The organism is Serratia sp. JSRIV004, assembly GCF_019968705.1.
In the GTDB taxonomy this organism is placed as follows: domain Bacteria; phylum Pseudomonadota; class Gammaproteobacteria; order Enterobacterales; family Enterobacteriaceae; genus Chania; species Chania fonticola_B.
Genome location: NZ_CP074140.1, coordinates 1,404,515 through 1,417,288 on the forward strand (window position 1 = coordinate 1,404,515; position 12,774 = coordinate 1,417,288).

Annotated in this window: 12 protein-coding genes; 11 read left to right on the forward strand and 1 reads right to left on the reverse strand. The window is 55.4% G+C overall.

Annotated features, from left to right (window positions below; all coding sequences use genetic code 11):
• Positions 1 to 7 precede the first annotated feature (7 nt).
• The 6 genes from nqrF to KGP21_RS06540 all read left to right on the forward strand — a co-directional run bounded on the left by nqrF (position 8) and on the right by KGP21_RS06540 (position 6,096).
• Positions 8 to 1,231, forward strand: coding sequence for an NADH:ubiquinone reductase (Na(+)-transporting) subunit F (gene nqrF / locus KGP21_RS06515; protein ID WP_021805594.1), 1,224 nt, complete (start codon positions 8 to 10; stop codon positions 1,229 to 1,231).
• Positions 1,232 to 1,255: 24 nt separating this feature from the next.
• A complete protein-coding gene (locus KGP21_RS06520) occupies positions 1,256 to 2,269 on the forward strand; it encodes an FAD:protein FMN transferase (RefSeq protein WP_371824844.1) in 1,014 nt (337 codons plus the stop codon).
• A 5-nt stretch (positions 2,270 to 2,274) separates the two neighbouring features.
• A complete protein-coding gene (gene nqrM, locus KGP21_RS06525) occupies positions 2,275 to 2,502 on the forward strand; it encodes a (Na+)-NQR maturation NqrM (RefSeq protein WP_021805592.1) in 228 nt (75 codons plus the stop codon).
• Between the two features lie 361 nt (positions 2,503 to 2,863).
• Positions 2,864 to 3,799 (forward strand): IS110 family transposase, encoded by a 936-nt coding sequence (locus KGP21_RS06530; RefSeq protein ID WP_059199132.1) that lies wholly within the window; start codon positions 2,864 to 2,866, stop codon positions 3,797 to 3,799.
• Positions 3,800 to 3,935: 136 nt separating this feature from the next.
• Positions 3,936 to 4,994: a DNA polymerase IV gene (gene dinB / locus KGP21_RS06535; protein ID WP_021805591.1), complete on the forward strand. Its 1,059-nt coding sequence runs from the start codon at positions 3,936 to 3,938 to the stop codon at positions 4,992 to 4,994.
• An 88-nt stretch (positions 4,995 to 5,082) separates the two neighbouring features.
• Positions 5,083 to 6,096, forward strand: a complete 1,014-nt coding sequence (locus KGP21_RS06540; RefSeq protein WP_021805590.1) for an MFS transporter — start codon at positions 5,083 to 5,085, stop codon at positions 6,094 to 6,096.
• Between the two features lie 64 nt (positions 6,097 to 6,160).
• On the opposite strand, the gene pepD is transcribed toward KGP21_RS06540, so the two are convergent.
• Complete coding sequence (gene pepD, locus KGP21_RS06545; RefSeq protein WP_021805589.1) at positions 6,161 to 7,621, reverse strand: beta-Ala-His dipeptidase; 1,461 nt, start codon at positions 7,619 to 7,621, stop codon at positions 6,161 to 6,163.
• Positions 7,622 to 7,957: 336 nt separating this feature from the next.
• Between pepD and gpt the strand changes: the two genes are divergently transcribed.
• The 5 genes from gpt to proA all read left to right on the forward strand — a co-directional run bounded on the left by gpt (position 7,958) and on the right by proA (position 12,769).
• Entirely contained in the window at positions 7,958 to 8,416 is a 459-nt protein-coding gene (gene gpt, locus KGP21_RS06550; protein WP_021805588.1) for a xanthine phosphoribosyltransferase, read from the forward strand.
• Positions 8,417 to 8,583: 167 nt separating this feature from the next.
• Entirely contained in the window at positions 8,584 to 9,831 is a 1,248-nt protein-coding gene (gene frsA / locus KGP21_RS06555; protein ID WP_021805587.1) for an esterase FrsA, read from the forward strand.
• Positions 9,832 to 9,891: 60 nt separating this feature from the next.
• The gene (crl, locus tag KGP21_RS06560) at positions 9,892 to 10,293 is read left to right on the forward strand and encodes a sigma factor-binding protein Crl (protein ID WP_021805586.1); all 402 of its coding nucleotides are present in this window, start codon (positions 9,892 to 9,894) and stop codon (positions 10,291 to 10,293) included.
• A 109-nt stretch (positions 10,294 to 10,402) separates the two neighbouring features.
• Complete coding sequence (proB, locus tag KGP21_RS06565; protein WP_021805585.1) at positions 10,403 to 11,506, forward strand: glutamate 5-kinase; 1,104 nt, start codon at positions 10,403 to 10,405, stop codon at positions 11,504 to 11,506.
• A 9-nt stretch (positions 11,507 to 11,515) separates the two neighbouring features.
• A complete protein-coding gene (proA, locus tag KGP21_RS06570; RefSeq protein ID WP_209523787.1) occupies positions 11,516 to 12,769 on the forward strand; it encodes a glutamate-5-semialdehyde dehydrogenase in 1,254 nt (417 codons plus the stop codon).
• Positions 12,770 to 12,774: the final 5 nt, after the last annotated feature.

The following is a 12,774-nucleotide window of genomic DNA, read 5'->3' on the forward strand; positions in this document are numbered from 1 at the left end:
AGCATTTATGGAAATTATTTTAGGCGTGGTGATGTTTACCTGCATCGTGATGGTGCTGGCGTTACTGATCCTGTTTGCCAAATCCAAGTTGGTGAACACCGGTGACATTGCCGTTGAGGTTAACGGCGATCAAGACAAGAGTTTTACCGCCCCAGCGGGGGACAAGCTGCTGAACATGCTGTCCAGCCAGGGGATTTTTGTTTCCTCGGCCTGTGGCGGCGGCGGCTCCTGCGGCCAGTGCCGGGTGGTGATCAAAGAGGGCGGCGGCGATATTCTGCCAACCGAACTTTCCCATATCAGCAAGCGTGAAGCCAAAGAGGGCTGCCGCCTGGCGTGCCAGGTTAACGTGAAGCAGAACCTGAAAATCGAGCTGCCGGAAGAGATCTTCGGCGTGAAGAAATGGGACTGCGAGGTGATCTCCAACGATAACAAAGCCACCTTTATCAAAGAGCTGAAACTGCGCATTCCGGATGGGGAAGATGTACCTTTCCGCGCTGGCGGCTTTATCCAGATCGAAGCGCCCGAGCATGAAGTCAGCTATGCCGATTTCGACGTGCCGCAGGAATACCGTGGCGACTGGGATAAATTCAATCTGTTCCGCTACCGTTCGGTAGTCAAAGAGCCGACGGTGCGCGCCTATTCAATGGCCAACTATCCCGATGAGAAAGGCATCATCATGCTCAACGTGCGTATCGCTACGCCACCGCCGAGCAACCCGGACGTGCCGCCGGGCATTATGTCTTCCTATATCTGGTCGCTGAAGGCGGGGGATAAGGTGACCATCTCCGGGCCGTTTGGCGAGTTCTTTGCCAAAGACACCGACGCCGAGATGGTCTTTATCGGCGGCGGGGCCGGTATGGCGCCGATGCGTTCACACATCTTCGATCAGTTGAAGCGCCTGAAGTCGAAGCGCAAGATCACCTTCTGGTACGGTGCGCGTTCCTTGCGTGAGATGTTCTATGAGGACGACTTTAACCACCTGCAAGAAGAGAATGAAAACTTCACCTGGCATGTGGCGCTCTCCGATCCACAGCCAGAGGATAACTGGACGGGCTACACCGGCTTTATTCATAATGTCCTGCTGGAAAATTATCTGCGTAACCATCCAGCGCCGGAAGATTGTGAATTCTATATGTGTGGGCCGCCGATGATGAACGCGGCGGTGATCAAGATGCTGAAGGACTTGGGAGTGGAAGATGAAAACATCATGCTCGATGACTTTGGTGGTTAAATGCGAGCTGTAGGCGGCGATGGAATGAAGGCTTGGATGATGGTGGTGGCCCTGGCCACCGCAGTATTGCTGACCGGTTGTAAACCGCAGCAGGAAAACCTGCGTGGCAAAACCATGGGGACGTCGTACTCGATCAGTTATCTCCCTGGGGACGGAACGCCCCCGGTGGCAACGCTGCAAGCGGAGATCGACAAACGGCTGGTGCAGGTTAACGATCAGATGTCGACCTATCAACCTGATTCCGAGCTGAGCCGCTTTAACGCCAGCCGGGAAGTAGACAAGCCTTTCCCGGTTTCTGCTGCCACCACGGAAGTGGTGCTGGAAGCGCTGCGCATCAACCGTGTGACCGACGGCGCGCTGGACGTGACAGTCGGGCCGCTGGTGAACCTGTGGGGTTTTGGCCCGGAAGGGCGGTCGGATAAAGTGCCGAGCGCCACCGAGTTGGAACAGCGCCGCAACTGGACGGGGATCGACAAGCTGGCGGTGGAAGGTAATGCGCTGGTCAAGCGCATTCCTGAACTTTATGTCGACCTCTCTTCCATTGCCAAAGGCTACGGCGTTGATGTGATTGCCCAGTACCTGCAATCGCAGCACGTCAAAAACTACATGGTTGATATTGGCGGGGAGGTTCGTACCCGTGGCCATAACGGTGAGAAGAAGCCTTGGCGCATTGCTATCGAACGGCCAACCGCCGGGGGGGAGCAGCAGGCGCAACTGGTGATCTCACCGGGTGAGATGGCGATGGCGACCTCCGGGGATTACCGAAACTACTTCGAGCAGGACGGAGTGCGCTATTCTCATACTATCGACCCGCTCACCGGTAAACCGATCCGCCACAACTTAGTGTCGATCACGGTGATCAGCCCGCTGTGTATGACGGCGGACGGGCTTTCTACCGGGTTAAACGTGATGGGGCCGGAGCGGGGTATGGCACTGGCCAACCTGCTGGGGATCCCGGTGTTTATGATCGTGAAAACCGCCAAGGGGTTTGAGGAGCGCTATTCCGACGCGTTCAAACCCTATCTGAAGAAAGGGTAGACGTTATGTTGACGATGTTCGCTGCATCCTTTGTGCTGTTTCTGCTGGTAGTTGGCGGAATGTCGTTGGGCTATGTGTTCAAGCGCAAAACCTTGCAGGGCAGCTGTGGCGGCATTACCGCGCTGGGGGTGGAGAAGGTCTGCGACTGCCCGGAGCCTTGCGATGCGCGCAAAAAGCGTATGGCGAAGGAAGCGCAACGCCGCGAGATGCTGGAAAAACACCGAATTCTCTAGCCACACTGGTTTTCCATGTAGGGGCGCTGCACAGCCCCTCACCCCAACCCTCTCCCAATGTACATACCGAGTACCTCATGAACACTTGTTTGGGGGGAGGGGGGCTAGTCCGGAGTTGCGGTCAGGTGCGGGAGCTAATTTGTGGCACGTTCGGTCCCCTTGTATGTTTAAGGTACTTTAATTACCCGCCCAAAGGCGGGTAGACTTTAACCGAGTTGTACCTGACGCTACAGCCCGATTCCCCTCTGGGACAACAAGCCCGTGGGAGAGCTTATGGCGTGGCGTCAGTTTTCCTGTTAACCCGAACAGCTGCCAGGGCGGCATCAGCCAGCCCGTATCTTACAAGGCCGGGAGACTTGAAATGACTGAACATGCAACCGTCGGTATCGACATTGCCAAAGACACTTTTGACGTATACATCGACCCAACTCGGCAGCTTCTGCATCTGGATAACACACCGGAAGGCCATCAGCAGTTGCTGAGTTCGCTCTCTGCCATCACCGTCAAGCTTGTCGTGATGGAGGCGACAGGCCGATATCACTCATTACTGGCCGCCACGCTTGAGTTGGCTGGGTTACCCGTGGCCGTGGTCAATCCACGCCAGGTAAAAAACTTCGCTCGTGCGCTAGGGACCCTGTACAAAACCGACCCGAATGATGCGCGTATCATCTGCGAGTTTGGCCGGAGAATGGAGCCCGAAGCCCGCCCCACACCGGATGAACAGACGCAGCGTCTGGCCGGGATGGTGACCCGCCGTCGCCAACTGGTCGATAACAGGACCATGGAGATAAACCGCTATAAAAGCTGCGATGACGTGGTGGTCTCAGCGGGCATCAAGCGGCATATCGACTGGCTGACCGCTGAAATCCGGGATGCAGATGACGATATCGACAGGCAAATAAAAGTGATGCCTCTGTGGCGGGAAAAGGCGACGTTGTTGGAGGAAGTCAAAGGTATCGGGCCGACAACGATGGCGGTGCTTCTTGCGATGTTGCCGGAGCTGGGGAGGCTGAATCGGCACAAAATAAGCGCGTTGGTTGGCGTGTGTCCCTATGCCCATGACAGTGGAAAAATGAAAGGGAAGCGAAGTATCTGGGGAGGGCGAAGCGCGGTGCGTTCAGCGCTATACATGGCGACCTTGTCAGCGGTGCGGTACAACCCGACAATCCGGGAGTTTTACGAGCGCCTGACAGGGCGTGGAAAACCGTTCAAGGTGGCGGTGACCGCCTGCGTGAGAAAGCTGCTAACCATCCTGAATGCGATGCTGCGGGATAATAAAAAATGGGTGACAAATTAATCATCACCCGTTGACTTTAAACACAGCTGCTCTCCCTGTGGGAGAGGGTTAGGGTGAGGGGCGTCACTAGTCTACACTCTCCATATTGAGCTTTTAATAATTGGCTGTATACTTATACAGTGTTATTGGAGGCGCGATGCGTAAAATCATTCATGTCGATATGGACTGCTTCTTCGCAGCGGTAGAAATGCGCGACAACCCCAGCCTGCGCGATATCCCGCTGGCTATCGGTGCCAGCGCCGATCGGCGTGGTGTGATCAGCACCGCCAACTACCCGGCGCGCCGTTATGGCGTGCATAGCGCTATGCCCACCGCCACGGCGCTCAAGCTGTGCCCGCACTTGACGCTATTACCGGGCCGCATGGCGGCCTATAAAGAAGCCTCGCTGCATATCCGTGAAATCTTTGCCCGCTATACCCCGCTGATAGAACCGCTCTCTCTGGATGAAGCCTATCTGGACGTGACCAACAGCACCCAATGCAACGGCTCCGCCACCCTGATTGCCCAACAGATCCGCCAGGAAATTGCTGCTGAATTGAACCTGACCGCCTCGGCAGGCATTGCCCCGATCAAATTCCTCGCCAAGATAGCCTCCGAGTTGAACAAGCCAAACGGCCAATATGTCATCACACCGGCGCAGGTACCCGCTTTCTTGCAGCAGCTGCCGCTAAGTAAAATCCCCGGCGTGGGCAAGGTCACCGCCAAACGGTTGGAAGAGGTGGGGCTAATCACCTGCGCCGATGTGCAGAACTATAATCTGGCCGATTTGTTAAAGCGCTTCGGCAAGTTTGGCCGGGTGCTGTGGGAACGCTGCCAGGGTATCGATGAGCGTGAGGTGTCTCCCGATCGTTTACGCAAATCGGTAGGGGTTGAGCGAACGTTGGTGGCCGATATTCATGAGTGGGAAGATTGCGAGGCGTTGATCGTTGAAAAGCTCTACCCCGAGCTGGAAATGCGGCTGCGCAAGGTCAAACCAGATCTGCATATCGCCCGCCAGGGAGTGAAGCTGAAGTTCCAGGATTTCCAGCAAACCACCCAGGAGCACGTTTGGCCGGTGCTCAATATTGAGGATTTGCTTAACGTGGCCCGCCAGGCATGGCAGGAGCGGCGGGAAGGGCGAGGTGTGCGCCTGGTTGGCCTACACGTAACGCTGCTCGATCCTCAGTTGGAGCGGCAGTTGGTACTGACGTGGTGAGGTAAAAAACGAGTATGTTTAAAGCACTAGCCTAGGTACAATCAACGCTTATTTTTTTGGGTTATATCCTTACAGGGAAGCAGGAACAATGGAAAAGAATCACCAGGCGTCCGCAACAAAATGGACGTGGGCCGATTTACACAGTAGCTATCGATTTTGGGGGCTGGTTTTTTATTTTGTTTTTATTGCTTCGAGTCAATATATCTTGAGCATATATTCGGCGCTTTATATGAAGCAAAGTTCAGGTTTGTCCTATTCAACGATTGGCGTCGCATTTTCATTCCAACAGGCCGGTTTTTTATTTGGTGTGATTCTGGCCTGGATAGCCAGCCGGATGAAAAGCTACTATTTACTGTACCTGTTTAGTGCCTTCTATTTACTGGGTATAGCATTATTCTGTTTCAATGTGGAAAACGTTGTTGCGCTGATGGCCGGAGAGATGCTGATAGGGCTGGGGATAGGGGCTATCATACTGATCATCCCTGCATTTATTGCTGGTGCAGTCGGCAGTACAGAAACTTATGTCTTGGCATTTGGGTTGATGGCAACATTGAAGTTGTTGAATAATTTATCCATTGCGCCTCTGGCAGGATGGGTTTTTGATATGGATCTGTTGCTTGGTAATCCAACATACTTTTTTGCAGTATTAGCGACACCGGCGATCATTGGCACATTGTTGTTGATGCCGATGAAACCACAGTTATTTAATGTGGCGCCACCGGTACGGCAGGCTGCTCCTCTTGCGCCGACATACCGCGAACCTGGAATTACCTTCCTGCTGTATTTTGTGCCGTTTTACAATATTTATTGGTTGGTAAAAATACATGCGGAAATGAGAAACTATAGCCAATCTGCGACACTACTAACCCCTAGAGGGGCTGGGTGGTCGGCTTTTGTTGTGCCTATTGTCACGCCAGCAATTTTCTCCACGCTAAACGATACTCTTCGGGCGATAATTGAAAGCCATGGGCAACAAGCAAGGTATAAGACCTGGCTGATAATCCTGTTTGCTTTCCTGCTGCCACCGGTTAGCGCAGCGCTGATACAGTCGCAGATGAATGAAATTAGCGGCAATCTGGCTAACAAGGAAACGCAATCCTGACAGGTAGGGCCGATAGTTTTTTCAACTGAGTTATTGGGCCCAGCGTTAAACTGGGCCCAATATCTTATCCGCGCTCAGGAATCGCTTTCAGCAAGGCGGTCAGCAGCGTCCAGTATTGGCCAACGCTGGCGATATGCACCTGCTCATCCGGCGAGTGCGGCCCGGTGATGGTCGGCCCAATCGACACCATATCCATCTGTGGGTAAGGCTTCTTGAACAAACCACACTCCAGCCCGGCGTGGATCACCATGATGTTTGGCGTCTTGTTGAACAGCTTCTGGTAGGTTTCGCGTACCAGTTGCATCACCGGAGATTTGGCATCTGGCTGCCAGCCCGGATAGCCGCCTTTCGGGGCCACTTTGGCGTTGGCCAGTTGGCCCAAGGCGGTCAGCATATCCACCACATAGTCTTTACCGCTGTCGATCAGGGAGCGGATCAGGCAAATGATTTCGGCTTCATGCTCGCTGGTGGTCACCACGCCAACGTTCAGCGAAGTTTCTACCACGCCTTTCACTTCGTCGCTCATGCGGATCACGCCGTTAGGGGTGCCGTTGAGCAGTGCCACCAAGCGGCTCTGACAGTCTGTGGTGAGTGCCTGCAAAGCGGTGGTGGCTGGCTCGAGCAGAACGGTAATATTCTTCTCTTTGGCAGACAGTTCGTTTTGCAGCGTAGCCAGGAATTGCTGGCTCAGGGCTTTCAGCGCATCCGCTTTGGCAGCCGGAACGGCTACTACGGCAGAGGCTTCACGTGGGATGGCATTACGCAGCGTACCGCCGTTCAGCTCCAGCAGGCGCAGGTTCAGCTCTGGCGTATGGGCAAACAGGAAACGGGCCAGCAGCTTGTTGGCGTTGCCCAGGCCGTGATGGATATCGGCACCGGAGTGGCCGCCTTTCAAGCCTTTCAGGGTCAGCTTCAGCGTTTGGTAACCGGCTGGCAGTGCTTCACGTTGCAGCGGCAGGGTGGTGATGAAATCAATCCCCCCGGCGCAGCCCATGTAGATTTCGCCTTCTTCTTCGGAGTCGGTGTTGATCAGGATGTCGGCTTGTAACCAGTTTGGCTGCAGGCCAAAGGCACCGTCCATACCGGCTTCTTCCGTCATGGTCAGCAGGACTTCCAGTGGGCCATGCTCTACGCTGTCATCGGCCAGCACCGCCAGCGCAGACGCCATACCGATGCCGTTATCGGCACCCAGCGTGGTACCACGAGCCTTGATCCATTCGCCGTCGATATAAGGCTGGATCGGGTCTTTGGTGAAATCGTGAACCGTATCGTTGTTCTTCTGCGGCACCATATCCAGATGCGCTTGCAGCGCTACCGGCTTGCGGTTTTCCATGCCTTTGGTGGCAGGCTTGCGCAGCAGAATATTGCCGACCTGGTCGCGCTCGGCATGCAGGTTCTTTTCTTTGGCCCAGTCGAGGATGTGCTGCGCTAGCGCTTCTTCATGGTAAGAAGGGTGTGGGATTGAGCAAATCTTGGCAAAAATATCCCACAGCGGCTGTGGCGAAAGTTGAGACAATTCAGACACTATAAGTCTCCTGTGACAGCATTTTCAGCAAGGAGTGAATGCTGTGCGGTTAGGGTGAGTAGCTATCTGTGCTTCAGGCACGTGAGCCTGAGAATATCATTTTATTCGCGGCTGTGCGCGCCCCGTATAACGCTGTTTATCGGCTTGGACTCCCCGTTTTATGGGCGGTTGCGCAGATAAGCCAGGCGGCTCGACACAAAGATATTCACAGGAAAAACGCATCAACGCCTCGGTTCAACTGGTATTCGTGGCGCGCAGTCTCTATAATCTCGCGCAACCTTTTTTCCCCCTGAACTACTGAGTAAGCCACATCATTGCTGGCTGGGACACCATTCTATGAGCGAAAAATACGTTGTTACCTGGGATATGTTGCAAATGCAAGCGCGCAAACTGGCTCACCGCCTGCTGCCTGCCGATCAATGGAAAGGCATCATTGCCGTAAGCCGTGGCGGCCTGGTGCCTGCTTCACTGCTGGCACGTGAGTTGAGCATCCGTTATGTGGATACCGTCTGCATCTCCAGCTATGACCATGACAACCAACGCGAAATGAAGGTGCTCAAGCGCGCCGAGGGCGATGGTGAAGGTTTTATCGTGGTTGACGATTTAGTGGATACCGGCGGCACCGCCAAAGCGATCCGCGACATGTACCCGAAAGCCCATTTCGTGACCATCTTCGCCAAGCCTGCTGGCCGCCCGCTGGTTGACGATTACGTGGTTGATATCCCGCAGGACACCTGGATCGAGCAGCCTTGGGATATGGCGGTGACCTTCGTGCCACCAATCGGCGGCCGTTAATCAGCTTCTGCTTCAAACGCCCGGCAATACCGGGCGTTGTTGTTTATCCAGCGGTTTCGTCAAATTCGGTAAATTCCCCGCCTTCTACCTCCAGAGTTAGGTACACTAGCACCTAGATATCCCGGCTATTCAAGCCTTGATGTAAGTCTCAGGAGGCTGTTGTTACCATGGCACAGGCCAACCTTTCCGAAGTACTGTTCAAACCTTCATTTAAACATGTCGAAACCTCGACGTTAGTCACCCGTGCCCATCATGCGGTAGGTGCTGATATGCACTCCGCCTTGGAGGGGGACACCGATGGCAACTGGTATCGCATGCTCAACCATCTGCTGTGGACCTGGCGCGGCACCGATCCGTTGGAGATCAGCGAAGTGTTGGCGCGCATTGCGGCCTCTAACGCAGAGCATAGCGACGATCACCTGCTGGATACCGTGGTCGGTTACCGAAACGGCAACTGGATCTACGAATGGGTGCGCCAGGGGATGCTGTGGCAGCAGCGGGCATTAGAGCAACAAGATCCGCTGGTCGGCGGGCAGTATTGGCTCAATGCCGCCAATCTCTACAGCATTGCCGGTTATCCGCATCTGAAAGGGGATGAGCTGGCCGAACAGGCAGAGGTGCTCTCCAATCGCGCCTATGAAGAAGCCGCATTGCTGCTGCCGTACCAGCTAAAAGAGCTGGAGTTCGCCATTGAGGGCGGCAGTTCCATCACCGGCTTCCTGCATATGCCAGATAACGGCCAGGCGCCGTATCCAACGGTACTGATGTGCGGTAGCCTGGATACCTTGCAGACCGATTACCACCGCCTGTTCCGTGATTATCTGGCGCCGCACGGCATTGCGATGCTGACCATCGATATGCCGTCCATCGGTTCATCCTATAAGTGGAAGCTGACGCAAGACTCCAGCTTCCTGCATCAGCAGGTGTTGGCTCAACTGCCTTCCGTGCCTTGGGTTGACCATACGCGTGTCAGCGCCTTCGGCTTCCGCTTTGGTGCCAACGTGGCGGTACGCCTGGCCTATCTGGAGTCGCAGCGTTTGCGCGGTGTGGCCTGCGTTGGGCCGGTGGTGCATAGCCTGCTCTGTGAGTTGAAATGCCAGGACCACGTGCCGGATATGTATATGGACGTGCTGGCTAGCCGCATGGGTATGGCCAACGCTTCTGACAGCGTGCTGAAAACCGAGTTGAACCGTTATTCCCTGAAAACCCAGGGGCTGTTGGGCCGCCGCTGCCCAACGCCGATGCTGGCCGCCTATTGGGATGAGGATCCGCTTAGCCCCAAAGAAGAGTCGCAGCTGATCGCGTCTTCTTCGCTGAGCGGCAAACTGATCGCCATCCCGCGTACGCCGGTTTATCAGAGTTTCCATCAATCCTTACTGCAAATTTGTGATTGGCTAAGAGATAAAATGCGCTAACTAGTTGCTAATTTTTAACAGTTTGTTAAAAAGGGTGGACTACATTGTGGAGGTTGAAAAATGACGCTACCGAGTGGCCACCCTAAAAGCCGACTAATGAAACGCTTTGCCAGCCTGGGGCCGTACCTGCGCGAAGGGCAATGTGAGAACGACCGCTTTTTCTTTGACTGCCTGGCGGTCTGCGTCAACGTCAAGCCAGTACCGGAAAAACGCGAGTTCTGGGGCTGGTGGATCGAACTGCAGGCCGATAATTCCCGTTTCACCTATAGCTACCACTTTGGTCTGTTTGACAAGGAAGGGCGTTGGAACGAGGAAAAGATTAAAGACGCTGAAGTGAAAGAGAAGCTGGAAACCACGCTGCGCGTGTTCCATCGTCGCCTGGGTGAACTGCTTGCCACCATGGAGCTGAAGCTTGAACCCGCCGATGATTTCATTGAACAGCCGATAAAACTCTCCGCCTAAATCAATTCCCCCGCAAATTTACGCCGAAATCGCGTTGTGCCTGTTGGCATAACGCGTCTCTCCTGTTACAACGTCATGCATTCCTTTTAACTCCAACGGCAGAACTATTATGAACGGCAGCCAGACATTGGTTGTGAAATTGGGTACCAGCGTGTTGACCGGCGGTTCGCTGCGTCTGAACCGTGCCCATATTGTCGAACTGGTGCGCCAATGCGCCCAGCAACATGCAGCGGGCCACCGCATTGTTATTGTTACTTCCGGGGCGATTGCTGCCGGGCGTGAACACCTGGGCTACCCCGAATTGCCCGCTACCATCGCTTCCAAGCAGTTGCTGGCGGCGGTGGGGCAAAGCCGGCTGATCCAGCTGTGGGAACAACTTTTCTCGATCTATGGCATTCATATCGGGCAGATGCTGCTGACACGTGCCGATCTGGAAGACCGCGAGCGCTTCCTCAACGCGCGTGACACCATGACCGCGCTGCTGGACAACCGCATTGTCCCGGTGATTAATGAGAACGACGCGGTTGCCACCGCAGAAATCAAAGTCGGCGACAACGATAACCTGTCTGCACTGGCTGCCATTTTGGCCGGGGCGGATAAACTGCTGCTGCTGACCGATCAGCAGGGCTTATATACCGCTGACCCGCGTAATAACCCGCAAGCCGAGTTGATCCGTGAAGTGCATGGCGTTGACGATGCGCTGAGAGCCATTGCGGGCGACAGCGTTTCCGGTTTGGGTACCGGCGGCATGGGTACCAAGCTACAGGCCGCCGATGTGGCCTGCCGTGCTGGCATTGATGTGATTATCGCTGCTGGCAGCAAGCCGGGCGTAGTGGCAGATGTGATTGAAGGCAACCCGGTGGGCACCCGCTTCCATGCGCTGGAAACCCCATTGGAGAACCGCAAACGCTGGATCTTCGGTGCGCCGCCTGCGGGCGAGATCACCGTTGACGATGGGGCGGTAGAAGCCATGATGGCCCGTGGCAGTTCACTGCTGCCGAAGGGTATCCGCGATGTTAAAGGTGATTTCTCACGTGGTGAGGTGATCCGCATCCGCAATCTGGCGGGGCGCGATCTGGCTCATGGCGTCAGCCGTTATAACAGCGATGCCATGCGCATGATTGCCGGGCACCACTCGCAGCAAATCAGCGAGATCCTGGGCTATGAATATGGCCCGGTGGCCGTGCATCGCGACGATATGATCGTAAGTTAAGGAGTGAACATGCTCGAGCAGATGGGGAAAGCCGCCAAACAGGCTTCCTGGCAGTTGGCGGTACTGAGCACGGCGAAAAAGAACCAGGTGTTGGCGGTGATGGCCGACATGTTGGAAGCCCGCAGCGAGGAAATTCTACAGGCGAATGAGCAGGATATGGCGCAGGCGCGTGCCACCGGGATGACTGAAGCCCTGTTGGATCGTCTGTTGTTGACTCCAGCGCGTCTGGCGGCGATCGCCAACGATGTGCGCCAGGTCTGCCGCCTGAGCGATCCGGTTGGCCACGTGCTGGACGGCAATCTGCTGGACAGCGGCCTGAAGCTGGAGCGCCGTCGTGTGCCGCTCGGGGTGATTGGCGTGATCTATGAAGCGCGCCCCAACGTCACCATTGACGTCGCCAGCCTGTGCTTGAAAACCGGTAATGCGGTGATCTTGCGCGGCGGTAAAGAGACTCACCACACCAATCAGGCGACGGTGAAAGTGATCCAGCAGGCGCTGGAACAGTGCGGGCTGCCAGCGGCGGCGGTGCAGGCGATCGAAAGCCCGGATCGTGAGTTGGTGAATGAACTGCTGCGAATGGATCGCTATGTAGACATGCTGATCCCACGGGGCGGTGCCGGGCTGCATAAGCTGTGCCGCGAGCAATCGACCATTCCGGTGATCACCGGCGGTATCGGCGTGTGCCATATCTATGTAGACGACAGCGTAGACTACGACAAGGCGCTGACCATCATCGAAAATGCCAAGATACAGCGGCCAAGCGCCTGTAACTCGGTCGAAACCCTGCTGGTTAATCGGACTATCGCTAACAGCTTCCTGCCTGCATTGAGCGTGCGTATGGCCGCCGTTGGGGTAACGTTGCACGCCAGCGATAACGCCATGCCGTTGTTGCAGGAAGGGCCAGCGAAGGTGGTTGCAGTGGCCGCAGAAGATTACGATGACGAATGGCTATCGTTGGATTTGAACGTGACGCTGGTGGAAGATATCGATCAGGCCATCGATCATATTCGCACCCACGGCACCAGCCATTCCGATGCCATTTTGACGCGCTCGCTGAGCAACGCTGAGTATTTTGTCCGTGCGGTGGATTCTTCTGCGGTATACGTCAACGCCAGCACCCGCTTTACCGACGGCGGCCAGTTTGGTTTGGGCGCAGAAGTTGCGGTCAGCACCCAGAAACTGCACGCCCGCGGCCCGATGGGGCTGGATGCGCTGACCACCTATAAGTGGATTGGCTACGGCGACGATTTGGTGCGCAGCTAGGTTCA